At 64.2% G+C, this 24,853-nt stretch carries 29 protein-coding genes; 7 read left to right on the plus strand and 22 right to left on the minus strand.

The window, feature by feature from the left end:
• Window positions 1-30 precede the first annotated feature (30 nt).
• Entirely contained in the window at window positions 31-534 is a 504-nt protein-coding gene (locus BMG00_RS07820; RefSeq protein ID WP_078574275.1) for a GNAT family N-acetyltransferase, read from the plus strand.
• Between the two features lie 251 nt (window positions 535-785).
• Here the strand turns inward: BMG00_RS07820 and recO are convergent, their stop codons facing one another.
• Window positions 786-1,511 carry a DNA repair protein RecO gene (recO, locus tag BMG00_RS07825; protein WP_078526155.1) on the minus strand — a complete coding sequence of 242 codons (726 nt, stop codon included), beginning with the start codon at window positions 1,509-1,511 and terminating at the stop codon, window positions 786-788.
• 85 nt (window positions 1,512-1,596) lie between these two features.
• Between recO and BMG00_RS07830 the strand changes: the two genes are divergently transcribed.
• Window positions 1,597-2,220, plus strand: coding sequence for a Pr6Pr family membrane protein (locus tag BMG00_RS07830; RefSeq protein ID WP_078573846.1), 624 nt, complete (start codon window positions 1,597-1,599; stop codon window positions 2,218-2,220).
• Here the strand turns inward: BMG00_RS07830 and BMG00_RS07835 are convergent.
• The 11 genes from BMG00_RS07835 to BMG00_RS07885 all read right to left on the minus strand — a co-directional run bounded on the left by BMG00_RS07835 (window position 2,210) and on the right by BMG00_RS07885 (window position 9,673).
• Window positions 2,210-2,548: a DUF1491 family protein gene (locus tag BMG00_RS07835; protein ID WP_078573847.1), complete on the minus strand. Its 339-nt coding sequence runs from the start codon at window positions 2,546-2,548 to the stop codon at window positions 2,210-2,212. The two genes, BMG00_RS07830 and BMG00_RS07835, sit on opposite strands and share 11 nt — an antisense overlap.
• Entirely contained in the window at window positions 2,548-3,453 is a 906-nt protein-coding gene (era, locus tag BMG00_RS07840) for a GTPase Era (RefSeq protein WP_078573848.1), read from the minus strand. Before era ends, BMG00_RS07835 begins: the two co-directional genes overlap by 1 nt.
• A 255-nt stretch (window positions 3,454-3,708) precedes the next feature.
• Window positions 3,709-4,389, minus strand: coding sequence for a ribonuclease III (gene rnc / locus BMG00_RS07845; protein WP_078526163.1), 681 nt, complete (start codon window positions 4,387-4,389; stop codon window positions 3,709-3,711).
• Window positions 4,386-5,171, minus strand: coding sequence for a signal peptidase I (gene lepB / locus BMG00_RS07850; RefSeq protein ID WP_038075136.1), 786 nt, complete (start codon window positions 5,169-5,171; stop codon window positions 4,386-4,388). The genes rnc and lepB overlap by 4 nt, the downstream gene beginning before the upstream one ends.
• A 56-nt stretch (window positions 5,172-5,227) precedes the next feature.
• On the minus strand, window positions 5,228-5,629 hold the full coding sequence (gene acpS, locus BMG00_RS07855) for a holo-ACP synthase (protein WP_038075140.1): 402 nt from the start codon (window positions 5,627-5,629) through the stop codon (window positions 5,228-5,230).
• Window positions 5,626-6,081, minus strand: coding sequence for a hypothetical protein (locus BMG00_RS07860; RefSeq protein ID WP_078526165.1), 456 nt, complete (start codon window positions 6,079-6,081; stop codon window positions 5,626-5,628). Before BMG00_RS07860 ends, acpS begins: the two co-directional genes overlap by 4 nt.
• 4 nt (window positions 6,082-6,085) lie before the next feature.
• On the minus strand, window positions 6,086-6,538 hold the full coding sequence (locus BMG00_RS07865) for an ABZJ_00895 family protein (protein ID WP_146642583.1): 453 nt from the start codon (window positions 6,536-6,538) through the stop codon (window positions 6,086-6,088).
• Between the two features lie 4 nt (window positions 6,539-6,542).
• The gene (locus BMG00_RS07870) at window positions 6,543-7,286 is read right to left on the minus strand and encodes a pyridoxine 5'-phosphate synthase (RefSeq protein WP_078526169.1); all 744 of its coding nucleotides are present in this window, start codon (window positions 7,284-7,286) and stop codon (window positions 6,543-6,545) included.
• Window positions 7,287-7,361: 75 nt separating this feature from the next.
• Window positions 7,362-8,009 carry an RluA family pseudouridine synthase gene (locus BMG00_RS07875; RefSeq protein ID WP_078526171.1) on the minus strand — a complete coding sequence of 216 codons (648 nt, stop codon included), beginning with the start codon at window positions 8,007-8,009 and terminating at the stop codon, window positions 7,362-7,364.
• A gap of 36 nt (window positions 8,010-8,045) precedes the next feature.
• The gene (locus tag BMG00_RS07880; RefSeq protein WP_078526173.1) at window positions 8,046-8,498 is read right to left on the minus strand and encodes a GAF domain-containing protein; all 453 of its coding nucleotides are present in this window, start codon (window positions 8,496-8,498) and stop codon (window positions 8,046-8,048) included.
• Window positions 8,495-9,673: a thiolase family protein gene (locus BMG00_RS07885; RefSeq protein ID WP_078573850.1), complete on the minus strand. Its 1,179-nt coding sequence runs from the start codon at window positions 9,671-9,673 to the stop codon at window positions 8,495-8,497. Before BMG00_RS07885 ends, BMG00_RS07880 begins: the two co-directional genes overlap by 4 nt.
• Window positions 9,674-9,763: 90 nt before the next feature.
• Here BMG00_RS07885 and BMG00_RS07890 point away from each other — a divergent pair, with 90 nt between their 5' ends.
• Both BMG00_RS07890 and BMG00_RS07895 read left to right on the plus strand, forming a co-directional pair.
• Complete coding sequence (locus BMG00_RS07890) at window positions 9,764-10,108, plus strand: STAS domain-containing protein (RefSeq protein WP_078527214.1); 345 nt, start codon at window positions 9,764-9,766, stop codon at window positions 10,106-10,108.
• Window positions 10,101-10,604: an ATP-binding protein gene (locus BMG00_RS07895; protein ID WP_158521698.1), complete on the plus strand. Its 504-nt coding sequence runs from the start codon at window positions 10,101-10,103 to the stop codon at window positions 10,602-10,604. The genes BMG00_RS07890 and BMG00_RS07895 overlap by 8 nt, the downstream gene beginning before the upstream one ends.
• 159 nt (window positions 10,605-10,763) lie before the next feature.
• On the opposite strand, the gene hspQ is transcribed toward BMG00_RS07895, so the two are convergent.
• Window positions 10,764-11,090 (minus strand): heat shock protein HspQ, encoded by a 327-nt coding sequence (gene hspQ, locus BMG00_RS07900; protein WP_078526177.1) that lies wholly within the window; start codon window positions 11,088-11,090, stop codon window positions 10,764-10,766.
• 192 nt (window positions 11,091-11,282) lie between these two features.
• On the opposite strand from hspQ, the gene BMG00_RS07905 reads away from it, so the two are divergent.
• Entirely contained in the window at window positions 11,283-11,861 is a 579-nt protein-coding gene (locus BMG00_RS07905) for a transglycosylase SLT domain-containing protein (protein ID WP_078526179.1), read from the plus strand.
• Here BMG00_RS07905 and BMG00_RS07910 read toward each other — a convergent pair whose 3' ends face one another.
• The 4 genes from BMG00_RS07910 to BMG00_RS07925 form a co-directional block, all read right to left on the minus strand.
• Window positions 11,862-12,458 (minus strand): LolA family protein, encoded by a 597-nt coding sequence (locus BMG00_RS07910; RefSeq protein ID WP_078527216.1) that lies wholly within the window; start codon window positions 12,456-12,458, stop codon window positions 11,862-11,864.
• A 200-nt stretch (window positions 12,459-12,658) separates the two neighbouring features.
• A complete protein-coding gene (locus BMG00_RS07915) occupies window positions 12,659-15,823 on the minus strand; it encodes a DNA translocase FtsK (protein WP_078573853.1) in 3,165 nt (1,054 codons plus the stop codon).
• Window positions 15,824-15,835: 12 nt separating this feature from the next.
• A complete protein-coding gene (locus BMG00_RS07920; RefSeq protein WP_078573855.1) occupies window positions 15,836-17,014 on the minus strand; it encodes an aminotransferase class I/II-fold pyridoxal phosphate-dependent enzyme in 1,179 nt (392 codons plus the stop codon).
• Between the two features lie 121 nt (window positions 17,015-17,135).
• Window positions 17,136-18,452: an amidase gene (locus tag BMG00_RS07925; RefSeq protein ID WP_078573856.1), complete on the minus strand. Its 1,317-nt coding sequence runs from the start codon at window positions 18,450-18,452 to the stop codon at window positions 17,136-17,138.
• An 82-nt stretch (window positions 18,453-18,534) separates the two neighbouring features.
• Between BMG00_RS07925 and BMG00_RS07930 the strand changes: the two genes are divergently transcribed.
• Window positions 18,535-19,761: a UbiH/UbiF/VisC/COQ6 family ubiquinone biosynthesis hydroxylase gene (locus tag BMG00_RS07930; RefSeq protein ID WP_078573858.1), complete on the plus strand. Its 1,227-nt coding sequence runs from the start codon at window positions 18,535-18,537 to the stop codon at window positions 19,759-19,761.
• On the opposite strand, the gene BMG00_RS07935 is transcribed toward BMG00_RS07930, so the two are convergent.
• The 5 genes from BMG00_RS07935 to BMG00_RS07955 form a co-directional block, all read right to left on the minus strand.
• Complete coding sequence (locus BMG00_RS07935) at window positions 19,758-19,958, minus strand: Trm112 family protein (RefSeq protein ID WP_078526189.1); 201 nt, start codon at window positions 19,956-19,958, stop codon at window positions 19,758-19,760. The two genes, BMG00_RS07930 and BMG00_RS07935, sit on opposite strands and share 4 nt — an antisense overlap.
• Window positions 19,955-20,593, minus strand: coding sequence for an LON peptidase substrate-binding domain-containing protein (locus tag BMG00_RS07940; RefSeq protein ID WP_078526191.1), 639 nt, complete (start codon window positions 20,591-20,593; stop codon window positions 19,955-19,957). The genes BMG00_RS07935 and BMG00_RS07940 overlap by 4 nt, the downstream gene beginning before the upstream one ends.
• A gap of 27 nt (window positions 20,594-20,620) precedes the next feature.
• On the minus strand, window positions 20,621-21,538 hold the full coding sequence (locus BMG00_RS07945; protein WP_078526193.1) for a thioredoxin family protein: 918 nt from the start codon (window positions 21,536-21,538) through the stop codon (window positions 20,621-20,623).
• 94 nt (window positions 21,539-21,632) lie between these two features.
• Window positions 21,633-22,421 (minus strand): exodeoxyribonuclease III, encoded by a 789-nt coding sequence (locus BMG00_RS07950; RefSeq protein WP_078527218.1) that lies wholly within the window; start codon window positions 22,419-22,421, stop codon window positions 21,633-21,635.
• 123 nt (window positions 22,422-22,544) lie between these two features.
• Window positions 22,545-23,981, minus strand: coding sequence for an aldehyde dehydrogenase family protein (locus tag BMG00_RS07955; RefSeq protein WP_078526195.1), 1,437 nt, complete (start codon window positions 23,979-23,981; stop codon window positions 22,545-22,547).
• Window positions 23,982-24,145: 164 nt separating this feature from the next.
• Between BMG00_RS07955 and BMG00_RS07960 the strand changes: the two genes are divergently transcribed.
• Complete coding sequence (locus BMG00_RS07960; protein WP_078526197.1) at window positions 24,146-24,799, plus strand: peroxiredoxin; 654 nt, start codon at window positions 24,146-24,148, stop codon at window positions 24,797-24,799.
• Window positions 24,800-24,853 lie beyond the last annotated feature (54 nt).

The following is a 24,853-nucleotide window of genomic DNA, read 5'->3' on the forward strand; positions in this document are numbered from 1 at the left end:
CGCCAAATCTGCCTGAAAAGGGAGATGCCGATGATCCGCGACGCCCGCCCCGAAGATGCCGAGGCCATCACCGAGATCTACAATGATGCGGTGCGCAACACGACCGCGATCTGGAACGAGATCGAGGTCGATGCCGAGAACCGCCGCGCCTGGATCGCGGAGAGGCAGGGCGCGGGCTATCCGCTGCTGGTCTGGGACGAAGGCGGGCGCGCCGTGGGCTATGCGAGCTTCGGCCCCTTCCGCCCCCATGACGGCTATCGGCTGAGTGTCGAGCATTCCGTTTATGTGCACCGCGATCACCGCTCGGGCGGCAAGGGCGCGCAGATGATGGAGGCGCTGATCGAACGCGCCCGCGCGGACGGGTATCACGTCATGGTCGGCGCAATCGACGCTGCCAACGCCGTGTCGATCCGGCTGCATGAACGATTGGGCTTTGCCCATGTCGGACTGATGCCGCAGGTCGGCAAGAAGTTCGGGCGCTGGCTCGATCTGGCGCTGTTGACGCTGCTGCTGGATGATCGCGAAAGGCCATGAGCGCTTGGCAATGAGGGCCGCGCCCGAGCCTTGGGTGGGCGTTTTGATCCGCTGTGGTCTGCGGGCCATCTCAAAAGCCCGCATGTCGCTTGAACCCGCGAGCCATCGCCAATGCGCCCTCCCGGGGGGGAGGGGTTAGCCGGGATTGAGCGTCCTTCCAGTGGAAGGACGTCCCGGCGAACGCCTGAGCTTCGCGAAGGCCGGACGGGCGCGGCCCGGGGCTGGTCGCGCCCCGCGCCGAGCTCTATGACCTACCGCGCACTCCGCCCCAGCAAATCCACGAACCGCTGGCGCGCTTCCGGCAAGGGGCGGTCCCCCAGATCCGGCGCCATCCGCTCGCCAAGGAAAAACCCGGTCAACCGGAGCCCCTGCACGATCTCGGCCAAGCTCGCAGGCCCCTGCCCCAAAAGGCACAGCGGCAGCGGCAGAAGTTTCGGAGCCCACTCGCCTGCCCCCGCGCGGCTGACAGCACGACCCGAACGCGGGCTGACATAGGCCAGATCATCGCGCGAGCCGGTCACCGCGCAGGAGGACAGATCGAGCCCGTAGCCCATCTCCTCCAGCAGCCCCAATTCCCAGCGCAAATAGAGCGGCACCCAGTCACCGCCTTCGGCCATCGCGTCGAACAACGCCTCGGACGCGGCGAATAGCGCGTCATGCGGCTCGCGCTCGGGCAGGGTGAAGCGCAACAGCGCCGTCGCCGCGTTCAGCCCCGCCAGCGCCTGCCGGTCCGACAGGATCACGGCACGGCTTTGCAGCGGCTCGAGCGTAAAGCTGCCCAGATGATCTTCCAGTCGCGCCCGCCATGTCGCCATGACCCGGTTTCCCGGCTGCAACATCCCGGCCATCTTGCGCGAAGCCCCGCCCCGAACCACCCCCGCATGACGCCCATGCGCGGACGCGAACAGCTCGACGATCATCGAGCTTTCCCCATGCGGGCGCGCAGAGAGGATCGTGCCGTAGTCTTGCCAGTCCATGCGCGCGACTATCCGCGCCGTAACGTTGCGGCGCAAGCAGCTTCGTGAGTTGCGCGCGCGCCCCGCTCGGCTCTAGCGTCTCGCCATGACACGCGCATCCTATCTTCTAGCGGCCCTGATCGCGCTGATCGAGTTGACTGCTTTCGGGGCGAGCTTCGCCAATAACCTCACGGTGCATCCGAACGCGAAGGTGCCGCTGGGCGTACTGTGGCTGATGTTTCGCTATTTCACGATCTGGACGAATACGCTGGTAGGATTGGCTTTCGCCTGGATGTCGTGGAAGAAGTGCTACCTCTCGCGGCCCTTCCTTGCGGCGCTGGTGCTCTGGATCCTGATCGTGGGCGTGGTCTATCACCTGCTGCTGGCGGGCAATGCGCAGCTTTACGGGCTCGATTACCTGTCGAACCTGCTCTACCACACGATCGCGCCGGTGCTGGTGCCGATCTGGTGGCTGGCGCTGGCCCCGAAAGGGTCGCTGAACTGGCCCCATGCCGCGCTCTGGCTGCTCTGGCCGCTTGCCTATCTGGTCTATGCGGTCATCCGGGGGCTCGAGACCGGCTCATACCCCTATTTCTTCCTCGACCTCGACAAGCTCGGCTGGGGCGGGCTCGCGCTCTGGTGCGTGAAGTTCCTCGTGGCCTTCTGGATCGGTGGATTGCTGATCGTCGCGCTCGGGCGCGGGTTGAAGAGGCTCGGCCTCAGCCGCTGAGCCCTTCTTCGTCGAGAAGCGTACGGCCCTCGCGGCTTTCGATCTCAATCACCCAGAGATCGGGATCGAAGCTGCGTTGCTTGCGGATGCTGGCGTCCACTTCGGCCTCGGGCCCGTCATGCAAGAGCATCCATGCACTTTTGCCTGTCATAAGGTCCGCGCGCCGCTCGTAGCTTTGCGCGGTCCCGTCGAGACGCGCGCATTTCACCATCACGGCGCCCGAGGACGCCTGCCCATGCGCGGTCACATACGCCGGGATATTGGCGAGCTCCAACCGCTTGAGATAGGCGCGGACCCAGAAATCCGTGGTCAGCCGCGCCTCGCTCATCACTTCGAGTCCTTGAAATCGAGCCCCATCTCGGAATAGCGCTCGGCCTCCTCCAGCCAGTTCGGACGCACCTTCACCTGCAGGAACAGGTGCACGGGGCGGTCGAGAAATTCGATCAGCTCCTCACGGGCAGCTTTCGAGATCGCCTTGATCGTCTCGCCGCCCTTGCCGAGGATGATCCCCTTGTGACCGTCGCGCGCGACATAGATAATCTGGTCGATCCGGGCCGAGCCGTCCTTGCGCTCTTCCCATTTCTCGGTCTCGACGGTGAGCTGATAGGGCAATTCCTCATGCAGGCGCAGCGTCAGCTTCTCGCGGGTGATCTCGGCGGCGATCATGCGCAGCGGCAGGTCGGCGATCTGGTCTTCCGGGTAGAGCCACGGCCCCTCGGGCATCTCCCCCGCGAGCCATTCCTTGAGGTCCTGCACGCCATAGCCGCGCTCGGCCGAAATCATGAAGGTCTTGGCGAAGTCGAACGCCTCGTTGAGCTTCGCGGTCAGGCCCAGAAGCTCCTCGGATTTCACCTTGTCGATCTTGTTGATCGCAAGCGCCACCGGCTGCGTGCCTTCACGCCCTCGCAGGGCTTCGAGAATGCTCTCCACTCCCGGCGTCAGCCCGCGATGCGCCTCGACCAGCAGCACGATCAGATCCGCATCGGCCGCCCCGCCCCAGGCGGCGTTGACCATCGCGCGGTCCAGACGACGGCGCGGGCGGAAGATGCCGGGCGTGTCGACGAAGACGATCTGGCTTTGCCCTTCCATCGCGACACCGCGGATGCGCGCGCGGGTGGTCTGCACCTTATGGGTGACGATCGAGACCTTCGCGCCAACCATCGCGTTGAGCAGCGTGGATTTGCCCGCATTGGGCTCTCCGATCAGGGCGACGAAACCGGCGCGTGTGGTCATGGGCATTCCTTCTTGGCGATACGGGCGCGGGGGTAGCGTATTACGCCGCGTGATGCCAGTCATCATGTTGTTGCGGGTTGAGCGAGAAGGTCAGCGCCCGGGCCTTTGCTGGGCGCGACGTTCCGCTTGTGGTCATCGCTTAATCTCGAAATCCCGCGGGTCGCTTGAACCCGCGATATCATCGCCAACGCGCCCTCCCCCTGGGGGAGGCGGGCGTGGCCCGCGGCTGGTCGCCCCCGGGCCATGATGGGCCCTTCAGCCTTCGAGACGTTTCAACAGCGCCTTCGCGGCGGCCATCTCGCCCTGACGCTTCGAGCCGGCCTTGGCGGTCTCGCGCGCGCCATTCTCGAGCGTCACCTCGATCGTGAAATTCGGAGCGTGATCGGGACCGTCGCGATGGGTGATCTCGTAACGCGGTGGCGGCAAGCCGCGCGCCTGAGCCCATTCCTGAAGCGCGGTCTTGGGGTCGCGCGCATCTTCCTCGACGCTCTCCAGACGATCCTGCCAGAGCCGCAGCACAAGGTCGCGCGCCGCCTCGAACCCGGCATCGAGATAGACCGCGGCGATCACCGCCTCCATCGCATCCCCCAAAAGCGCCATCTTGCGCCGCCCGCCGGTCATCATCTCGGACCGGCCAAGCTTCAGCACCGCGCCGAGGTCGATCGCCCGGGCCATATCGGCACAGGCCTCCTTGCGCACCAGCGCGTTGAAGCGCGGGGCGAGCTGGCCCTCGGAAGCGGACTTGTCGGCGAGAAACAGCGCCTCTGCCATCACCAGCCCGAGCACCCGGTCACCCAGAAACTCGAGCCGCTGGTTGTCGGGGCGGGTCGGCGTGGAGATCGAGCTATGCGTGAGCGCGCGCAAAAGCAGCTCGGGCCGTTTGAATGTATGCCCGAGACGCTCTTCGAAAGCCTTGATCTCCGCGCTCAGCTTCAATTGATCGCCTTGAAGAAGCGGTCCGGACGCCAGGTCCAGAAGTAGAAGAGAGAGCGCCCCGCCGAAGAGAACATGATCCGGTCCGCGCGGCCGATCAGGTTCTCGGCCGGGACAAATCCGAGCCCGCCCACCGATTGCGGGAAGCGGCTGTCCTCGGAATTGTCTCGGTTGTCGCCCATGAAGAAATACATCCCCTCCGGCACGGTATAGACCGGGGTGTTGTCCACCGGGCCATTCTCGTTGATCTGGAGGATGTCATGCGTCACGCCATTGGGAAGCGTTTCCTTGAAGCGCTTCTTGAGGCAGGTATCGCCCATGCCCACCGGCGCGTTCGTGCAGCGCGGCAGCAGCCCTTGCGGTCCCTGTCGCTCCATCACCTCCGCGAAATCGGTTTCCGGCTGCATGCCCACGGCCTTGCCGTTGATCTGCAGAACGCCGTCGATCATCTGGATCTGGTCGCCCGGCAGGCCGATCAGACGCTTGATGAAATCGACATTCTTGGTCGGATGACGGAACACCACCACGTCGCCGCGCTCGGGATCGCTGGCAAGGATGCGGCCCGAGATCGGGCAGGCCGAAAAGGGGCAGGAATATTTGGAATAGCCGTAGGCCATCTTGTTCACGAAGAGGAAATCGCCGATCAGCAGCGTGTCCTTCATCGACCCCGAAGGGATCCAGAAGGGCTGGAAGAACAGAGTGCGGAACACGCCCGCAATCACCAGAGCCCAGACGATCGTCTTGACCGTATCGAGGATACCGCCCTCGGAGTTCTTCTTCGCCATGTTGTTCTTACCCTGCCTCAAAAATCCCTGCCTGAATACGCGGCCTCACGCCCGAGTCAAGAAAGCTTGCGGGCCTCGATCACGACGAAGGCCTGCGCCCAAGGGTGGTCATCGGTCAGCGTGACATGGATGATCGCCTCGTAACCCTCTGGCGTCATTTCCTTTAAGCGATCCGCGGCCCAACCCGTGACATGCATCGCCGGCTGCCCGGTTGGCAGATTCGTGACCGCCATGTCGCGCCAGGAAATCCCCATCCTCAAGCCCGTCCCGAGCGCCTTCGAGCAGGCCTCTTTCGCCGCCCAGCGTTTCGCATAGGTTCCGGCCACATCCTTGCGCCGCTCCGCCTTGCGCTGTTCGGTCTCGGTGAAGACCCGGTTGCGGAAGCGATCCCCGAAGCGTTCGAGCGTGCGCTCGATCCGCTCGATATTCGCCAGATCCGTGCCGATGCCGAGGATCACGGCGCCAGCTCCGCCGAGATCGCCCCGCTCGCCTGATTGAGCGTGAAATGCAGGCGACGCGGCTTGGGATTGCCCGTCTCGTCCACCGCCTGAACCGGAAGGGCGAAACTCAACCCCGTCGCCGGGTCGTAGGCCGCCTCGAGCGCCTGGAAATCGACCGAGTAGAAGCCGAAGCCCCGCGCGGGTGAGATCATCCGGCATTGCCGCCCGCCCACCTCGTCGAAAGGGGAAGAAAGAAGCAGGATATGAAAGGCCGCCGCGCCGGGCTCGATCGTATCGAGCAGCGCCACGCGCACCGCGCCATTGGCAAAGGTCCGGCTGTTTTCCTCCCAGGGCTCGACGATGTTCTCCGCACTGGCGCGAAAATCGCACGGCGTGACCTCCTGGGCCGCGCTCGCAACCGGCCCCGATGCAAACCCCGTACAGATCGCGAATGTCAAAAGTCCGCGCATGGCCTCACCCCTTCTCGCGCTGACGCGCGAGGGCCTTGAATTGCGTGCGCGCTCCCAGACCAAAGAAGATCCGGGTCGTGACGAAGAGTACCAGCAGGATCACCGCCATCATCGCGGCGAAAATCGCCAACACGCCCGGGTCCATCATCCCGGCCACCTCGGATTGAAGATCGGGGAAGACCATGAGGAAGCCCGCCGTCAGGACCAGCGTCGCAACCACCAGAAGACCGAAGGCGACAAAGGTGAAGCGCCAGCTCTCGGATTTCTCCGGGACGCGTTCGAAGCGCTTGACGAAACTGATCCCCGAAAGATGGGCCGCGATCATCGCCGGGATGATCGAGACGGCCGAACTGCTTATGTCGAAGCCGGTCACGGCCTCGACCGCCATCAACACGAGTGGCAACCCGATGGTGAGAGCGATGAACCAGGCGAGATAGGTCAGGTAGATCGCGCGCATCCGATCACCCCCGCGCCGCATCCATTAGCTTGCGCATATGCTGGATCGCGGGGCCGAGGCCCACGAAAATCGCCTCGGCGATCAGGAAATGGCCGATATTCAGCTCGCGCACCTGTTTCATCGCGGCGATCGGCTCGACCGTCTCATAGGTCAGACCGTGGCCTGCATGGACCTCGAGCCCGAGACTGTCGGCATAGACAGCCCCGGCCTTGAGCGCTTCGAGCTCGGTATCCCGCGCATCGAATTTGCCTTCGTAATGCAGGTCGCAGTAATGGCCCGTATGCAGCTCCACCACCTGCGCGCCGATCTTGGCCGAGGCCTCGATCTGCGCCGGGTCGTGGCCGATGAACATCGACACGCGGATCCCGGCCTCGACCAGCGGACCCACGAAATCGGTCAGCCGCGAGACATCGCCCGCCACGTCCAGACCGCCCTCGGTCGTCACCTCCTGCCGCTTTTCGGGGACGATGCAGCAGGCATGGGGGATGTGACGCAGCGCGATCGCCTGCATCTCGGGGGTCGCCGCCATCTCGAAATTGAGCGGAACCTTGATCCCCGCCATCAGCGCCTCGATATCGGCGTCGCGGATATGGCGGCGATCTTCGCGCAGGTGTGCCGTGATCCCGTCTGCCCCCGCCTCTTCCGACAGCAGCGCCGCGCGCAGCGGATCGGGATAGGCAGAGCCGCGCGCATTCCGCACGGTCGCGACGTGATCGATATTCACACCAAGGCGCAAGGGTTTGGGCATCGTGGCCTCCGCATCGTTACGCGCCGGAGTATGCCCGCAGCCGTCAGCGGGGGAAAGGGTGCGATTGTATCGGTCTCAGAACGGCACGGGCGCGGTGAAGGTCATGTGCTGTCCGCCGTCCGGATGACGGAACCGCAGGGTCTCGGCATGGAGCATCAGGCGCGGATAGTCTTGCGCTGGCCCTTCGGCGTAAAGCGGATCGCCAAGGATCGGGTGGCCAAGCTCGGCCATATGCACGCGCAGTTGGTGGCTGCGCCCGGTGACCGGCATCAGCCGCACCCGTGTCGTGCCATCCTCAAGGCGCATCACCCGCCAGTCGGTCTGTGCGGGGCGGCCATTCTCGTGATCGACATGCTGGCGCGGACGGTTCGGCCAATCGACGCAGAGCGGCAGATCGACCCGGCCTTCCTTCTCGGCCAGCTCGCCCCAGAGACGCGCCTGATAGGCCTTCTTCGTCTGGCGCTTCTCGAATTGCAGCCCGAGATGGCGCTGCGCATGGGGGGTGAGCGCAAAGACCATCACCCCCGACGTATCGGTATCGAGCCGATGCACCAGCAGAACCTCGGGATAGATGCCCTTGAGGCGCGAGATCAGGCAATCGGCCTTGTCCGGCCCCTTGCCCGGAACGGACAGCAACCCGGCCTGCTTGTCGACCACGAGGATCTCGTGGTCGGCATGAAGGATGCGCGGAGCTTCCTGCGGCGGGTCATAGACATATTCCATGCGCGGGGGATGCACCGCCCCCGCGCGGCGGTCAAGTCAGAGCGCGCCGAATACGTCGCGCAAGATCGCCTCAAGGGCTGCCGCGTCGTCTTCGGTGAAGGCATCGGGCTGGTCGCTGTCGATATCGAGCACGCCAATCACCCCGCGCCTCGCATAGACCGGGATCACCAGCTCCGACCGGGTGGAGCTGGCGCAGGCGATATGGCCGGGGAACGCCTCGACGTCAGGCACGAGCTGCGTGCGCCCCTCGCGCGCCGCCGCCCCGCAGACCCCGCGTGCAAACGGGATCACGAGGCAGCCATGCCCGCCCTGATAGGGACCGATCTTCAGCAGTTCCGGCTCGGTGACGCGGTAGAACCCCGTCCAGTCGAACCGGTCATCCGCGTGATGGATCTCGCAGGCGAGCGTCGCCATCAGCGCGACCTCATCGGTCTCGCCTTCGGTCAGCGCCGCGATGCGCTGCGCGAGATCGTCGTAATCGACCTTCATGGGAGTTCGATCGCGATAGCCGTGCCCTCGCCCCCGCCGATGCAGATCGCGGCTACGCCACGCTTGAGCCCGCGCTTTTCCAAAGCATTGAGCAGCGTCACGACAATCCGCGTCCCCGAGGCCCCGATCGGGTGACCCAGAGCACAGGCGCCACCGTTCACGTTCACCTTCTCATGCGGGATATTCAGCTTGTGCATGAAGGCCATCGGCACGACCGCGAAGGCCTCGTTGACCTCCCACAGATCGACATCCTCGACCGACCAGCCAAGCTTTTTCAGCAGCTTCTCGGCGGCAGGCACCGGGGCGGTCGGGAAATCTGCAGGCGCCTGGGCATGGCTCGCATGGCCCAAAACACGGGCCCGGATCGGCAGGCCCTCCGCCTTGGCTACGGCCTCCGACGCCATCACCAGCGCCGCCGCGCCATCGGAAATGGAGGACGAGTTCGCCGCCGTCACCGTGCCATCCTTGCGGAAAGCGGGCTTGAGCTGCGGGATCTTGTCGGGGCGTGCATTGCCGGGCTGCTCATCCACGGCGACGACAGTCTCGCCCTTGCGGGTCTTCACCGTGACCGGCGTGATCTCGCCCTCGAACGCGCCCGACTTGTCGGCCTCGATCGCCCGGCTGAGCGAGGCCAGCGCATACTCGTCCTGCGCCTCGCGCGTGAACTGGAACGCCTGCGCGCAATCCTCGGCGAAAGTGCCCATCAGGCGGCCCTTGTCATAGGCGTCTTCCAGCCCGTCGAGGAACATGTGGTCGATCACCTGCCCATGGCCCAGCCGCGCGCCTGAGCGCATCTGCGGCAGCATGTAGGGCGCCTTGGTCATGTTCTCCATGCCGCCCGCGATCATCACCCCGGTCTGGCCCAAGGCGATCTGGTCATAGGCCACCATCGCCGTCTTCATCCCCGAGCCGCACATCTTGTTCAGCGTCGTCGCGGGCACCTCTTCGCCAAGGCCGCCTGCGAAGCCCGCCTGCCGCGCGGGCGCCTGACCCTGGCCCGCTGGGAGCACGCAGCCCATGAGCACTTCCTCGATCCGCGAGGGCGCAACACCCGCGCCCTCCAGTGCCGCCTTGATCGCGGCGCCGCCCAGATCGGCCGCGCTCACATCGGCGAATACGCCCTGCATCCCGCCCATCGGCGTACGCGCAGCCCCAACAATCACCACGTTTTCCATCTCGTCCTCCCGAAAATCTGCCCCACGGATACCGAATGGTAAGTATTGGCGTCTAGCCTCGATCTCGAATTCGCTTTGCAGGAGCCCAAGATGAACCTGTCTGCCGAAGCCTGTGAAGGCGCGCTCGTCGTCCATGTCGAGGAGGCGCGTCTGGATGCAGCGATTGCGCTCCTCTTCAAGGAACGCATGCGGGAAGTCACCGCGCAACCGGGTGGGCGTGTCCTACTCGACATGTCAGAGGTCGAATTTCTCGACAGTTCGGGGCTGGGCGCGGTGGTGGCCGTGATGAAATCGCTCGCACCGAACCGGCGGCTCGAATTATGCGGGCTGACAAACAATGTCGACAAGGTGTTTCGTCTGACGCGGATGGATTCGGTCTTCGCGATCCATCCGGATGTGGTCACAGCACTGGAAGAGGGGCGCAAATATGCCTGAACCCGCTTTCTCGCAACATCCGACGCATGGTGAGGCACCGCCGGGCGACCCGCGCATCTTCCATCACAGCTTTCCCGCAACCGCGATGGCCGTGCGCGATGCGCTACGCTCGGCGCTTGCACGATTCATCCGGGTGATGACCGAGGAAGAGGCCGGCACGCTCGAACTCATCCTCGCCGAAGTGCTCAACAATATCGTCGAACACAGCTACCACGACAGCGCAAAGGGTCATGTGACGCTCTCGATCGTGCGCGACAAACGCGGACTGAGCTGCTCGGTCAGCGATGACGGAATCGCGCTGCCGCCTTCCTGTTTCTGTCCCGACGCGCGGGCGAATTGCGACCGGCCAGACCCAGAGAGCCTGCCCGAAGGCGGCTTTGGCTGGTTCCTGATTCGCGATCTGGCCACCGATCTCGGCTATCACCGCCACGAGGGGCGCAACCTGTTCGCCTTCCGGCTTCCCATCGCGCCGCTGCACGAACGCCGGTCGAACTGAAGATGCATGGCGGTAGATAGCGCGGGATCCGGGGACTGCTCTCGCGGCCCCGGCAAACGACAGTTCGAGACGCCAAACCGCCTCTCGGCGCCGCAACTCTTTCTATGCCGGATTTGGCTAGAGCGATCAAAACCCGCTCGGGATCAATTCAGCCGGGAATCAATTCAGCTGGAATTGCAGCGAATAGGTGCCGTTGCCGAATTCGCCGAACAGATCCGGCAGATCGGGATGGCTCACCGGCTCGCCCGACCAGTCGGGAACAAGGTTCTGCTCCGAGACATAGGCTACGTAATAGCTCTCATCATTCTCTGCGAGGAGATGATAGAAAGGCTGGTTCTTGGGCGGGCGCGCATCCTCTGGGATCGCGTCATACCAGTCTTGCGAATTCGAGAAGATCGCATCGACATCAAAGACCACACCCCGAAACGGGTGCTTGCGATGCCGCACCACCTGTCCGATGTGATATTTCGCGCGCGTTGCGTACATGGGCATTCCTCTTTTCTGATTTCTAAATCGTGACCCCGCGGCATGTCCACGATTTCGCCTTATTTTTGCCGGAAACAGATTGTCCGGCTCGGATAGACAGTCACGAATTCCATACCTGTTTGCGGTTTTCGTATCGGCGAAATGCGCTTAAGATGGCCGCAAACAAGGCCGTCAGAGCAAAGTTGAGCAGTAATGAAAAAATTCCTCGCCCTTGGCGTCGTGCTTCTGATTGCCGCCTGCGGAGGCGGCCCATCGAAGCCCCCACGCAACCTTGATGACGCGTGTTCGATCATCAAGCAACGTCCTCAGTATTACGCGGCGATGCGCCGTACCGAAGCCCGGTGGGGCATCCCGGTGGCCGTGCAGATGGCGACGATTCACCAGGAAAGCAAATTCGACGGCAACGCCAAGACGCCGTATCGCTTCGCGCTCGGAATCATCCCGCTTGGCCGCCAGAGCTCGGCCTATGGTTATAGCCAGGCGCTCGACGGCACCTGGGATGAATATCGCGAGGAAACCCGCAGCTTCGGCGCGAGACGCAATCGGATTTCGGACGCGACCGATTTCATGGGCTGGTACATGGATGGCAGCTCCGAGCGGCTCGGGATCTCGAAATCCGACGCCCGGAGCCAGTATCTCGCCTATCACGAGGGCCGTGGCGGCTTCTCGCGCGGCAGCCACAACTCGAAGCCCTGGCTGCTGGCGGTCGCGAACAGGGTCGCGACGCGCGCGCAGATGTACGACATCCAGCTTGAGACCTGTCGGCGCTGATCAGCGCCGCTTGGCCACCTCGGCGTCGATCGAGAACATCAGCTGACTGAAGTTGCCGCCCTTGGTGAGGTTGTTCAGGATCGTCGTGGTCTTCTGGCCGCTCTCATCGGTGATCACCCATTGGCGCAGCTCTGTCGGGTTGTCGGTGAAGACCAGCTGGATCGTGCCGTATTCGGGATGTTCGGGATCCTGGGCAGTGACGATGGTCTTGGTGCCATCCGAGCTATGCCCGACGACCATCCCGCTGCGCGACAGGTCGATATTGCGCCCAAGGATCAGGTTGAGCGGCGTCTTCACCAGCGGATATTGCTCGGGCGGCTGGTTCGATTTCGGATCGAACACCGCAACCCGGTTGGCCGAGGCCAGGACCAGCGTCGCATCGTTGCTGTATTGGAACCGCGCGCGGCCGGGGCGCTTGATGTAGAGCTTGCCGGTCGAGATCGAACCGTCGGAGTTCACCTGCGTGAAATCCGCCGACGCCGATTGCAGCGCGTTGAGATAAGCCGAGATCTCGGAAAGCGAGAGCTTGCCGGCCGAAGCCGGAAGCGCGAACGCCACTGCGAAAACGGCGACAAGCAGGGTGCGGATCAGTTTCATGGCCATAGATTTAGGCACTCCTTGCGAAAGAGGAAGTCCCGCCGTAACGCGCCACTCGGCCAACGGGTCCATAATGGGCGCATTTGTGCCGAAGGGGCGATGTCATGCAATAACAGCCTGCTCGTATCGTCTAGCAGGGATGGAAAACGCCCCGAGGAGATCCCCCGGGCGCTGGTTCCCTGCTCGGTCCGAGCCTGACCTTATTGCTCGGGCACGAGGATCTCGCGTTTGCCGACATGGTTGGCGGCCGAGACGACGCCTTCATCCTCCATCTGCTCCACGAGGCGCGCAGCCTTGTTGTAGCCGATGCCCAGCTTGCGCTGGATGTAGGAGGTCGAGCATTTGCGGTCCTTGATCACGATGCCCACGGCCTGATCATAGAGCGCATCCTCGCCATTGGTGTTGCCGCCCGTGTTGAGGCCGAGCACCTGATCGATATCGGATGCAACCTCGTCGTCAGGCCCGTCCACCACGCCGGACATGTATTCCGGCGGGCCGAAGCTCTTGAGATGGTTGACGATTTCTTCAACTTCCTCATCCGACACGAAGGGGCCGTGACAGCGGGTGATCTTGCCGCCGCCCGCCATGTAGAGCATGTCGCCCATGCCCAGAAGCTGCTCGGCGCCCTGCTCGCCCAGAATGGTGCGGCTGTCGATCTTCGAGGTGACCTGGAAGGAGATCCGGGTCGGGAAGTTCGCCTTGATCGTGCCGGTGATGACGTCGACCGAGGGGCGCTGCGTGGCCATGATCAGATGGATCCCCGAGGCGCGCGCCATCTGCGCGAGACGCTGGATGCAGGCCTCGATTTCTTTCCCTGCGACCATCATCAGGTCGGCCATCTCGTCGACGATGACGACGATATAGGGGAAGGGTCTGGGCTGGAATTCTTCCGTCTCGAAGATCGGCTCGCCGGTTTCCTCATCGAAGCCCGTCTGCACCGTGCGCTTGAACATCTCGCCTTTCGCGAGGCTTTCCTTCACGCGCCCGTTGTAGCCCTCGATGTTGCGCACACCCATCTTGGACATCTTGCGGTAGCGCTCTTCCATCTCCGAGACGACCCACTTCAGCGCCACGACCGCTTTCTTCGGGTCGGTCACAACCGGGCTCAGAAGATGCGGGATGCCGTCATAGACCGACAGTTCCAGCATCTTCGGGTCGATCATGATCAGACGGCACTCTTCCGGCGTCAGACGGTAGAGCAGCGACAGGATCATCGTGTTGATCGCCACCGATTTACCAGAGCCGGTCGTCCCCGCGATCAGCAGGTGAGGCATCTTGGCGAGGTTCGTCACGATCGGCTCGCCGCCGATCGTCTTGCCGAGCGCGAGCGGCAATTTCATGTTCGTGTCGCCGAAATCGCGCGCCGAGAGAATCTCGCGCAGCACAACCTTTTCGCGGTGGTCGTTGGGCAATTCGATCCCGATCACCGAGCGGCCCGGCACGGTCGAGACGCGCGCGGAAAGCGCCGACATCGAGCGCGCGATATCATCGGCCAGACCGATCACGCGCGAGGCTTTCAGACCCGGCGCGGGCTCCAGTTCGTACATCGTGACCACCGGACCGGGGCGGACCGAAACGATCTCGCCCTTCACCCCGTAATCGTCGAGCACGGTTTCGAGCATCCGGGCATTTTCCTCGAGCGCCTCGTCGGAGAGCTGGTGACGCTGGATGGTCATCGGGTTGGTCAGCAGCGAGAGCGGCGGCGGCTCGTAGGGTGCGGCTTTGGGCGTCTCGAAGGAGAGTTTCGGCTGGGCCTCTTCGATCGCACGGCGCGAAGGGGTGATCGGCTTCTTCGCCGGCTGCACGACGCGCTTGGCCTCGCTCGACTGCTTGATGACCTGACGGTCGAGCCCGCGCGCGGCCGCGGGGATCTCGGGAACGGTATCTTCCTCGACCCATTGCGGCGCACCGGTTTCGTCAAAGGAGTCGGGCTCACCGGCATAGAAATGATCGGTGTGCATCTCCAACGGATCGTCCTCGACCCCGTCGAACCCCTGATATTCGGGATGGGTCCAATCCCAGCCGTCATCGTTTTGCGACTCGAGCGCGATCTGCTGCGCAGCAGTCAGCTGCGGCTCTTCGATGCCTTCGAATTGGGTAACATAGGCTTCGGGCATCGGCGCGGGTTCGGGCGCGGAAGCTGTGGCGCGCGGCATGAAGCGGGGCTTGGCATGGAGCGGCGGTTCCGCGCGCAGCTGGGGCTCCGCCCGCAGCGGCGGTTCGTTGTGAACCACTTGCGGCTGGCGCGGCGCGCGCGCGAGGCGCTTGGCCACCGCGGCCAGAACCGAAGCCGGAGCGCGCGGGGCCTCCACTTCGGGCGTGGTAAAGTTCTCGGGCGCATCATACGCGACGAGCGACGGCTCTTCGGGCGCATAGTCGGGCGCGATCGGCGCAGCCTTGCGGCTTTGCACTGCCTGCGCGATTCGGGCGCGAATGCGATCCTCGCTCGGCGTATTCTGCTCGGCCCAGTCGGGTTCGATTTCGAACAGTTCGGGCGTGGGATCATACGCGTCATATTCGGGCTCGAGCGGGCGGCGGATGCGCGACAGGAGCGACGGCCGTGCGCTTGGTGCGGGTTCCACCTCGGGCGCCCAGCCGGCGGCCATCGCCTGCTGCTCTTCCCATGCGGCAAGCTCCGCGGCACGTTCGGCCGCCTCAGCGCGGCGTTGCCGTGCCCGCTCGGCAGCAGCCCTCGCGCCGCTCACCGAGGCCGAGGCCCCCTTGCCCAGAAGGTTCGAAATCCCGACATAGGCCGCGACCGTACCCAGCCACATGAAGCGTGTGATCGCGCGCAACTCGGGCTTGGTGAACCCCAGAACGAAACCCGCCATCGCGAGCATCGCCACAGCGAGCACCAGCGAGAGCAGCTTCAGCCCGACCGTCCCGGAAACCGGCACGATCCCCAGAAGCGTGCCCGCGATCATGTCACCGAAATGCCCGCCAAGACCGAAGGCCTGTCCCCACTGATCGTCTGGCACCAGAAGCGCGGCATAGACAGCCGCGACTGCCACCGCGATCGGGAAGAAGATGATCCGTCCGGCCAGACGCTCCTCGCCGCGATGGGTGATCATCCGCGCGCCCCAGGTCAGAAGGGCCGCAGGCAGAAGCCAGGCTCCGTGCCCGACGATCACGAAGAGCGGCGAAGCGATCCCGGCCCCGATCCGGCCCAGCCAGTTCTGCACCGGCTCGTCGGAGGCGGCCATCCAGCTCGGATCCTCGGGGTGATAGGAAAACAGCATCATCGAGGCGAGAACGCCAAGCAGGACGAGAAGCCCGCCCACCAGCTCCTTGCCACGGCGTTCAAGGACCGCCTGCGTGTCCTGATCGAAAAGCGGGTCGCGCTGTCGTGCCTGATAAGATGCCATAACCTACCGTCCTCAACCGTAAATGCAGTCGCGAAGCTGGATCAGCGCCCGCTGCGTTTCTTCTCTTGGGGCGACCAGGGCCACCCGGATGAATCCCTTGCCGGGATTGTCCCCACTCACCTCACGCGCCAGATAGGCGCCCGGCAGTACCCTGATCCCGGTCTCTTGCCAGAGTTTCAGGGCAGCCGTCTCTCCGTCTTCCACCGGCAGCCACAGGAAGAACCCGCCTTGCGGCAACCGGAAGCTGTTCACACCGGCAAAGATCCGGCCGGCATCTTCGTATTTCTCCGCATAGAGGCGGCGGTTTTCCTCGACATGGGCTTCATCTGCCCAGGCGCGCTCGGCCACGCGTTGCAGCGGCTGGGGCAGCGGCGCGCCGGAATAGGCGCGCAGACGACGGATATGCTTTATGCTTTGCGGCCCTGCGGCCAGAAAACCCGAGCGCAGCCCGGGGAGGTTCGAACGCTTCGAGAGCGAATGGAAGATCACCACGCGCTCCGGGTCGATCCCCTCTTCCTCGGCTACCTGAGCGGCGCCCGGCGGAGGCGCCTCGCGCCAGATCTCGGAATAGCACTCATCCGCGAAGACGACGAAATCGTGCTTCTCGGCCAGATGCAGCAGCTCGGCGAGATACTCGCGCGAGGCAACCGCACCCTGAGGATTCGACGGCGAGCAAAGATAGGCGATCGACACGCGGTCCAGGATCTCGGGCGCAAGGCCCGCGTAATCGGGCAGGAAACCGGTCTCGGCCCCTGCGGGCACGAAAACGGGTTCGGCACCCACGGCAGCGGTGGCCACCGCATAAACCTGATAGAACGGGTTCGGGATCAGGATCACCGGCTTGCGGCCCCGCTTCTCCTCGGGGCTCAGCGCCATCGCGGCATTGTAGAGCCCTTCGCGCGTGCCGTTGAGCGCCATGATCCGCTCCGGCCCGATCTCGACATCGAATCGCCGCCGCAACCAACCCGAGATCGCGTCGAGAAGTTCGGGCGTTCCGTCATTGGCCGGATATTTTGCAAATTCGCCAAGATGTTGAGCGATCACTTCGCCAACGAAACCGGGCATCGCATGGCGCGGCTCGCCGATGGACATCGACAGAACCTCGCCACCCGGTTCATGCGAATCGAGCAACGCCCGCAGCCGCGGGAATGCGTATTCGGGCAGGTTCGAAAACCGCTCGGGAAAGTCCATCTGTGCCTCATCGAATGGGGTCTATTTCGCCCCTTATTGAGAATGAGGTTACAAAAGCCGCGCGGTTTCGTCCAGAAAAAGACTGAGTCCAGAGCGGGTTGACGTCGCAAAATGTGACTTTTCAGGCAAGCGCCCGTTCCGCCGCCATCCCGAGTCGCAGCAGACGATCCTCCTGCATCGGCGCAGCCATCAACGAGATCCCGCAAGATGGCACGCCGGTCGGCAGGGTCAGAACGCAGAGGCCAAGGATGTTGCCGATCCGGGTATTGCGTAGCGCGAGCAGGTTCTCGCTCTCGAAATAGGCCTTGTCGGTGAGCAGGCGCTGCGCGTCGGGCGGCTCGATCGGCGCGGTCGCGACAAGCACAGCGTCATATTCCGCCGTGGCTTCCAGATATTGCGCGCGATACTCGGCCAGCGCATGCCAGCCAGCCACGTATTCCGAGGCCAGCACATCTCGCCCGGTACGAAACCGGTCGCGGATCACCGGATACATCTTCTCGGGCGCGGCCTCGATCACGTGCTTCCACTCGCCATAGGCCTCGGGCGCGAACAGGATGCCAGAGAGCTCCATCGCAGGGCGCACCATCGGCAGACCGCGTCGCTCGATCACCGCACCGGCTTTTGCAAGCCGATCGACGGCGCCCTCGAACCCTTGCACCGGCTTTTCGCGCGCACCCTCGAAGGGCAGCCCTTCGAGCACCAGAAGCCGCGTTCCCGCAAGGCTCGCCTCGCGCAGATCGGGCACCGCGCGCCCCTCGAGCAGGGCCAGCACATGGGCGCAATCTTCGACATTGCGCGCCAGAGGCCCGACCGTGTCGAAAGACCGGCAGAGCGGGACAACACCCTTTGTCGTCACCCGGCCATGCGTCGTCTTGAGCCCCACCAGATCGTTCCAGGCGGAGGGGATGCGCACCGACCCGCCCGTATCCGACCCGACCGCCGCTGCCGCCAGCCCACGCGCGACCGACAGCGCCGCGCCCGAGCTAGAGCCCCCCGGCGCCAGCTTGGGGTCACGGATATTCGGCGGGGTCGCGGTCATCGGATTGATGCCAAGTCCCGAAAAAGCCAGTTCGGTCATATGCGTCTTGCCAAGGCAGACCGCGCCACCCAGCGTCGCCTGTACCAGCACCTCGGCATCGGCGTCGGGCACCCGGCCATGCAGCAACCTCGACCCGGCCTCCGTGGCCACGCCTGCCGTATCGAAAAGATCCTTCCACGACAGCGACACCCCGTCGAGCGATCCGCGGCGTCGCCCCTGTTTGGCCCGCTGATGGGCGGCCATCGCCTCGTCACGGGCGCGTTCCGGCGTCAAGCGCGCATAGATGTCGCCGACGTCCCGCGCGGCCTCGAGATAGGCCTCGGCCAGCTCGACCGGATCAAGCTCGCCCGCCGCAATCGCCCGTCCCTGTTCGGCTGCACCCGCCAGACGCCATTCCATCGCTTACTCCATCGCCGTTTTCGTCACGCTAGCGACAGTCCCGCGCATGGACAATCCCGGTTGCCGCGCCATAGTAGGCGCCATGAAACACGATTCCGATGTCATCATCGCCGGGGGCGGTCTCAATGGCCCCGCTCTGGCCCTCGCGCTGGCCTCGGCCGGGCTCTCCGTCACGCTGGTCGATGCTGCCCCGGCCCGACAGCGAGCCACCGATACGTTCGACGGGCGCGCCTATGCGCTCGCCATCGCCTCGCAGAAACTGCTCGCGGCAATCGGCGTCTGGGAGCCGCTGGCCGACCAGGCCCAGCCGATGATGGAGGTGAAGGCGATGGACGGCCATGCGGGCGAAGGCCCCGCGCTGTTCTTCCTGCATTTCGACTCGCGCGAGCTGGACCAGTCGCCAGTCGGCTACATGTTGGAAGATCGTTTTCTCTATCGCGCCTTCCTCGACGCGATGGAGGCCAGCGACAAGATCACCCTGCTGCATCAGACGCAGGTCGTGGGCCAGGAGGTCCAGCCCGGCGGCGTCCTGGTGACGCTTTCGGACGGCAAGACGCTGTGCGCAAAGCTGCTGGTCGGCGCCGATGGCCGCCGCTCGGGCGTGGCCGAGCGCGCGGGCATCACCCGCGAGGGCTGGGGCTATGGTCAGACCGCGCTTGTCGCCGCGATCGAGCACGAGAAACCGCATGACGGGATCGCCTACCAGTTCTTCATGCCGACCGGCCCGCTGGCGATCCTGCCGCTCAAGGGCAACCGCTCCTCGATCGTATGGAGCGAGACGGACGAAAACGCGAAGACAATCTCGGCCCTGAACGACGAGGATTTCCTCGCCGTTCTGCGCCCGCGCTTCGGGGATTTCCTCGGACCGATCAAACTCGCAGGCCCACGCTTTTCCTACCCGCTGAACCTGACGCTGGCGAAAGCCTATGCCGCAGAGCGCGTGGCGCTGGTGGGCGACGCGGCACATGGCGTGCACCCGATCGCGGGTCAGGGCCTGAACCTCGGATTGCGGGATGTGGCCGCCCTTGCGGAAGTCGTGGTGGAAGCAATGCGACGCGGCGAAGACATTGGCGCGCAGGATGTGCTCGAGCGTTACCAGGGATGGCGACGCTTCGATTCCACTTCGCTCGCGCTTGGCATGGATACGGTCAACAAGCTCTTCTCGAACGACAACCCGCTTTTGAAGGCCGGCCGCGATCTCGGGATGGGTCTGGTTCAGGCGATCCCCGGACTACGCCGGGGCTTCATGCGGCAGGCCGCAGGCCTGTCAGGCCCCCTGCCCCGCCTGCTGCAGGGCCGCGCGCTTTAATCGTCCAGACGCCGCGCCTCATCCACGAGAAGGATCGGTATCCCGCCGCGGATCGGGAAAGCGAGCTTGGCCGGCTGCGAGATCAGCTCCTGCTTTTCGGCGTCGTATTTGAGCACCGCATGGGTGAGCGGGCAGACCAGAGCTTCGAGCATGTGCCGGTCGAACAGTTGCTTTTCCGCCGGAGCCTCGTCACTCATTGCAGCCTCTCCTCTCCGCCGCCATGCAGCGCGTATTCGATCAGTGTCACCAGCGTCTCACGCCGGGTCGCAAGGCACGGCGCCTCCAGAAGCGCCTGCTTGTCCTCGGGTTCGAGCGGCAGCAACATCCCGAGCGAGTTGATCAGCAACTCGTCATCAGCATCCTTGAGCGTCTCCCAATCGGTATCAAGCCCCTGCGCGTGAAAGAACTTCGACAGCAGGTCCAGGAACTGGTCGCGATTGAAGGCAGTGTCGTGCTCGACCGGCCCCAGATCGCGCTCGAACCCGTCCCAGCTCACCTCGGCACGGATATAGGGCGTGAACCCTTCGATCTGCCGCCGCAGACGGAAGCGCGAAATCCCCGAAAGGGTGATCATGTAGCGCCCGTCCTCGGTCTCGGAGAACCCGGTCAGACGGCCCGCACAACCGATCGCATTGAGATGGCTCTGCCCCTCCGGACCCTTGAGCGGCTGGATCATCCCGATCAGCCGCGTCTTGGTCTTCATGCAATCCTCGATCATCTGCAGGTAGCGTGGCTCGAAGATATGCAGGGGCAGCCGCGCCCGGGGCAGCAGCAATGCGCCGGGCAGCGGAAAGAGCGGGATCGTATCTGGCAGGTCGCCTTGCTTCATCATGCGCAAGGAACTAGCGCGTCCCAACGCTCAGGCAAATATCATAGAGGACAGCTTGCGGCGACCTTTTGCCACAACCGGATCGGTCGGCTTGAGCGCATCGAAGATCGTGAAGAGCTGAGTCTTCGCCGCACCGTCATTCCACTCGCGGTCACGGCGGAACAGCTCGAGCAGTTGATCGACCGCCTCTTCGGCTTCGCCCGCCGCATATAGAGCCTGCGCATAGTCGAAACGCGCCTGATGATCGTTCGGATCGGCCTCGACCTTGGCCTTGAGATCGTCGGCAGGGCCTGCCGATTGCGCCTGCTTGGCAAGATCCAGCTGCGCGCGCGCGGCCTCGATCGGTGCGGTATCCGCGAGCTTCGCCGGAACCGCGGCCAGCGCCGCCTCCGCCGCATCGAGATCGCCCAGAGCGATGCGCGCGCGGATCAGACCGCCATGCGCCTCGGCCAGTTCGGGATCCTCTTCCAGAATCGCGGCAAAGGTCTCTGCCGCATCTTCGGCCGCGCCTTCGCCCAGCATCGCCTCGGCCGCCTCGACCGCTTCCGACAACCCGCCATCGGCTGAACCGCCCGCCGCTTCGATCAGCTTTTCGACGAATTTCTTGATTTCCGAGCCGGGCAGCGCCCCCTGGAAGCCGTCGATCGGCTGACCTTGCCAGAAGGCGTAAACGGTCGGGATCGACTGAATGCGCAGCTGACCCGCGATCATCTGGTTCTCGTCGACATTGACCTTTGCCATCACGACCGCGCCCTTCGCGGCCTCGACCTCGGCTTCGAGCGCCGGGCCAAGCTGACGACAAGGGCCACACCAGGGCGCCCAGAAATCGACGATGACCGGCACTTCTTGCGATTTCTCGATCACCTCGGCCATGAAGTTGGCCTCGTTCACGTCCTTGACGTAGTCGCCTTTCGGCGCGGCATTCGCGTTTCCACCAAGTTCCAGCATGTCTGTCTCCCGATATTGCGGAGGATTTAATCCCTATATGGACCCGGACGCACGAAACGCAAACCCGTTTCCGCGCGGCGTGGCGCCGCAAGCCTCACAGGTCGAAGGTCGCGAAAACCGGCGCGTGATCGGAGGGCTGCTCCCAGCCGCGCGCGGCGCGCAGAACCCGGCTGCCATGGGCGGCATTCGAGATATCGGGCGTGGCCCAGATATGATCGAGCCGGCGCCCCTTGTCGGCCGCATCCCAATCGCGCGCACGATACGACCACCACGAATAGAGCAAGCCCTCGGGAATGTCCTGCCGGGTCACATCGACCCATTTGCCCGCTTCCATCACGTCGGTCAGATGCTCCACTTCGATCGGCGTATGGCTGACGATCTTGAGAAGCTGCTTGTGGCTCCAGACGTCATCCTCGCGCGGCGCGATGTTCAGATCGCCCACGAGGATCGATTTCTTCGCACCCTCCGCGGCGAAATGATCGCGCATCTGGGTGAGATAATCGAGCTTCTGGCCGAATTTCACGTTCACCTCGCGGTCCGGCACATCGCCGCCCGCAGGCACATAGAAATTGTGAACCGTCACCCCGTTCTCGAGCGTCGCGGCGACGTGGCGCGCATGGCCGAGATCGGCGAAATCATGCGCCGAGACCTCCGCCATCGGGATCTTGGAAAGGATCGCGACCCCGTTGTAGCCCTTCTGGCCGCGCGCAACCATGTGGGTGTAACCGAGCGCCTTGAACGCTTCGACCGGGATCTTCTCGACCGGGCTCTTGCATTCCTGCAGGCAGAGCACGTCGGGCGATTCCTCCGCCATCAACTTGCAGACAAGCCCCTCGCGCAGCCGCACCGAGTTGATGTTCCAGGTCGCCAGCGTGAAGCTCATCATTCTCTCCCGTTCCAAAAGCCGCGCGATCATGTCGAAGGGCGGCCGCATGCGCAACCGCCCCTCTTCTTCTTGATCAAAATATCTCGGGGAGTCTCCGAAGGAGACGGGGCAGAGCCCCTTTTACTCCGCCCAGCCCGAGATCGATTTCACGTCGCAGAATTCCTCGATGCCCCAGCGGCCGCCTTCGCGCGCCCGACCCGAGGCGCCAACGCCGCCAAAGGGTGCGCCCGCACCGCGATCCTGCCCGTTCATCTCGACCATGCCCGAGCGCAGCGCCCGCGCGAGACGGTTACGACGCGCGCCATCACCCGACTGCACGTAGTTGGTCAGCCCGTAGGGCGTCGCATTCGCGACCTCGAGCGCCTGCTCTTCGCTGTCAAACGGCATGATCGACAACACCGGCCCGAAGATTTCCTCGTTCATGATCGTCATCGAGGGATCGCAATCCGCAAACACCGTGGGCCGAACATAGAAGCCGCGATTGAGGTGTTCGGGCCGGCCCGGACCGCCTGCAAGCAGCTTCGCGCCTTCCGCGATTCCGGTCTCGATCAGCCCCTGGATCTTCTCGAACTGCGCCTTGTTCACCACCGGGCCGATATGCTTGCCCTCTTCGCGCGGGCTGCCAACCTGCGTTTCCTCTGCGGTCTTGCGCGCGATTTCCACCGCGCGGTCATAGGCAGCACGCTCGACCAGCATCCGGGTCGGCGCATTGCAGCTTTGCCCGGAGTTCTGGAAGCAATGCCGCACGCCGCGCGCCACCGCATCGTCATCCGCATCGGCAAAGACGAGGTTCGCGCCCTTGCCGCCCAGTTCCAGCGTCACCCGCTTGAGCGTATCCGCCGCCGCTTTCGAGATCGCCCGGCCCGCGCGGGTCGAGCCGGTGAAGGAGATCATCTCGATATCGGGATGGGTCGAGAGCTGCGTGCCAACGCCCACGCCATCCCCGTTGACGAGGTTGAACACGCCCTCGGGCAGCCCCGCCGCGTCGACGATCTCGGCAAAGAGCATCGATGAAAGCGGCGCCTCTTCCGAGGGCTTCAGCACCATCGTACAACCCGCAAGGATCGCCGGGATCACCTTCAGCGTGACCTGGTTCATCGGCCAGTTCCAGGGCGTGATCAGCCCCACGACGCCGACCGCCTCATAGGAGATCATCGCGCCCGGCGTACCGTCCCCCAAGGGGTGAACCCAGTCGAACGCCTTGGCAGCGTCGATGAAATTCTTGATGTGATAGGCGCCCGCGCCCCACTGGTTCTTGCGCGCCAGGTCAATCGGCGCGCCCATCTCGAGGCTCATCGCCTGCGCCATGTCCTCGGCGCGTTCGGCATAGACCTTGGCGATGCGCTCGACCGCCGCGATCCGCTCGGCCGGGTCGGTTGCCTTCCAGCCCGGCAGCGCCGCCTTGGCCGCCGCGACGGCGGCATCGGTATCGGCCTGATCGCCCAGCGAGATCACCGCGCAGGGTTCCTCGGTGGAGGGGTCGATCACCTCGCAATCGCGTGCGACTTTCGGAGCAACCCAAGCCCCGTTGATATAGAATTCACGCTTCTCGATCATGTGCGCCTCCCGCCTGTTTTCCGCGTGAACCCTCTCACTCTGGCGCGAACTGCGCAAGCCTGTGCGAAGAAGACTTAAAAACATTCTAAACCGTCTGGAAGCCCGCTGTCCCAACGCCTATATTCGCCCCGGACAGAAATTCTGCTGCTGACTGGAGGTTGCCCATGGGCCTGCGCATTAACGACATTGCTCCCGATTTCACCACCGACTCGACCGCTGGCGAGATCAAGTTCCACGACTGGATCGGCGACAGCTACGCAATCCTGTTCTCGCACCCGAAAGACTTCACCCCAGTCTGCACCACCGAGTTCAGCGCCGTCGCCCAGCTCGCCTCCGAATTCGAGAAGCGCAACACCAAGGTGATGGGCGTCTCGGTCGACAGCGTCGAAGAGCACATCAAGTGGAAATCGGACATCGAGAAAGTCGCCGGCGCGCCCGCGAACTTCCCGATCATCGACGACACCTCGCTCAACGTGTCGAAGCTCTATGACATGCTTCCCGCCGATGCCTACATGCCCGACGGCCGCACCGCAGCCGACTCGGCCTCCGTGCGCACCGTCTTCATCATCGGCCCGGACAAGAAAGTCCGCCTGACCATGTCCTACCCGATGTCGGTCGGCCGCAACTTCGCCGAGATCCTGCGCGCTCTCGACGCGATCCAGGCCACCGACGGCCATCCCTTCGCCACCCCGGCGAACTGGGTTCCCGGCCAGGACGTGATCGTCGCGCTGTCGATGTCGACCGACGAAGCAAAAGAGAAGTTCGGCGAAGTCGACGTCAAGCTTCCCTACCTGCGCACCGTCAAGTCGCAAGGCTGATTGGACAAGACAAGAGCCTGCCGTAGTATCTGCGGCAGGCTTTGATATCCTCAT

Source organism: Thioclava marina, assembly GCF_002020135.1.
In the GTDB taxonomy this organism is placed as follows: Bacteria; Pseudomonadota; Alphaproteobacteria; order Rhodobacterales; family Rhodobacteraceae; genus Thioclava; species Thioclava marina.

Coding starts and splice junctions, on each gene's coding strand:
- BMG00_RS07830 (WP_078573846.1), top strand. CDS start 1,597: ATGACACGCGCATCCTATCTTCTAGCGGCCCTGATCGCGCTGATCGAG.
- recO (WP_078526155.1), bottom strand. CDS start 1,511: ATGGACTGGCAAGACTACGGCACGATCCTCTCTGCGCGCCCGCATGGG.
- hspQ (WP_078526177.1), bottom strand. CDS start 11,090: ATGTACGCAACGCGCGCGAAATATCACATCGGACAGGTGGTGCGGCAT.
- BMG00_RS07860 (WP_078526165.1), bottom strand. CDS start 6,081: ATGCGCGGACTTTTGACATTCGCGATCTGTACGGGGTTTGCATCGGGG.
- BMG00_RS07835 (WP_078573847.1), bottom strand. CDS start 2,548: ATGAGCGAGGCGCGGCTGACCACGGATTTCTGGGTCCGCGCCTATCTC.
- BMG00_RS07945 (WP_078526193.1), bottom strand. CDS start 21,538: ATGCTGGAACTTGGTGGAAACGCGAATGCCGCGCCGAAAGGCGACTAC.
- BMG00_RS07905 (WP_078526179.1), top strand. CDS start 11,283: ATGAAAAAATTCCTCGCCCTTGGCGTCGTGCTTCTGATTGCCGCCTGC.
- BMG00_RS07885 (WP_078573850.1), bottom strand. CDS start 9,673: ATGGAAAACGTGGTGATTGTTGGGGCTGCGCGTACGCCGATGGGCGGG.
- BMG00_RS07960 (WP_078526197.1), top strand. CDS start 24,146: ATGGGCCTGCGCATTAACGACATTGCTCCCGATTTCACCACCGACTCG.
- BMG00_RS07915 (WP_078573853.1), bottom strand. CDS start 15,823: ATGGCATCTTATCAGGCACGACAGCGCGACCCGCTTTTCGATCAGGAC.
- BMG00_RS07950 (WP_078527218.1), bottom strand. CDS start 22,421: ATGAGCTTCACGCTGGCGACCTGGAACATCAACTCGGTGCGGCTGCGC.
- BMG00_RS07920 (WP_078573855.1), bottom strand. CDS start 17,014: ATGGACTTTCCCGAGCGGTTTTCGAACCTGCCCGAATACGCATTCCCG.
- BMG00_RS07875 (WP_078526171.1), bottom strand. CDS start 8,009: ATGGAATATGTCTATGACCCGCCGCAGGAAGCTCCGCGCATCCTTCAT.
- BMG00_RS07940 (WP_078526191.1), bottom strand. CDS start 20,593: ATGATGAAGCAAGGCGACCTGCCAGATACGATCCCGCTCTTTCCGCTG.
- BMG00_RS07820 (WP_078574275.1), top strand. CDS start 31: ATGATCCGCGACGCCCGCCCCGAAGATGCCGAGGCCATCACCGAGATC.
- BMG00_RS07930 (WP_078573858.1), top strand. CDS start 18,535: ATGAAACACGATTCCGATGTCATCATCGCCGGGGGCGGTCTCAATGGC.
- BMG00_RS07890 (WP_078527214.1), top strand. CDS start 9,764: ATGAACCTGTCTGCCGAAGCCTGTGAAGGCGCGCTCGTCGTCCATGTC.
- BMG00_RS07870 (WP_078526169.1), bottom strand. CDS start 7,286: ATGCCCAAACCCTTGCGCCTTGGTGTGAATATCGATCACGTCGCGACC.
- lepB (WP_038075136.1), bottom strand. CDS start 5,171: ATGGCGAAGAAGAACTCCGAGGGCGGTATCCTCGATACGGTCAAGACG.
- BMG00_RS07935 (WP_078526189.1), bottom strand. CDS start 19,958: ATGAGTGACGAGGCTCCGGCGGAAAAGCAACTGTTCGACCGGCACATG.
- BMG00_RS07955 (WP_078526195.1), bottom strand. CDS start 23,981: ATGATCGAGAAGCGTGAATTCTATATCAACGGGGCTTGGGTTGCTCCG.
- era (WP_078573848.1), bottom strand. CDS start 3,453: ATGACCACACGCGCCGGTTTCGTCGCCCTGATCGGAGAGCCCAATGCG.
- BMG00_RS07880 (WP_078526173.1), bottom strand. CDS start 8,498: ATGAAGGTCGATTACGACGATCTCGCGCAGCGCATCGCGGCGCTGACC.
- BMG00_RS07865 (WP_146642583.1), bottom strand. CDS start 6,538: ATGCGCGCGATCTACCTGACCTATCTCGCCTGGTTCATCGCTCTCACC.
- BMG00_RS07910 (WP_078527216.1), bottom strand. CDS start 12,458: ATGAAACTGATCCGCACCCTGCTTGTCGCCGTTTTCGCAGTGGCGTTC.
- BMG00_RS07895 (WP_158521698.1), top strand. CDS start 10,101: ATGCCTGAACCCGCTTTCTCGCAACATCCGACGCATGGTGAGGCACCG.
- BMG00_RS07925 (WP_078573856.1), bottom strand. CDS start 18,452: ATGGAATGGCGTCTGGCGGGTGCAGCCGAACAGGGACGGGCGATTGCG.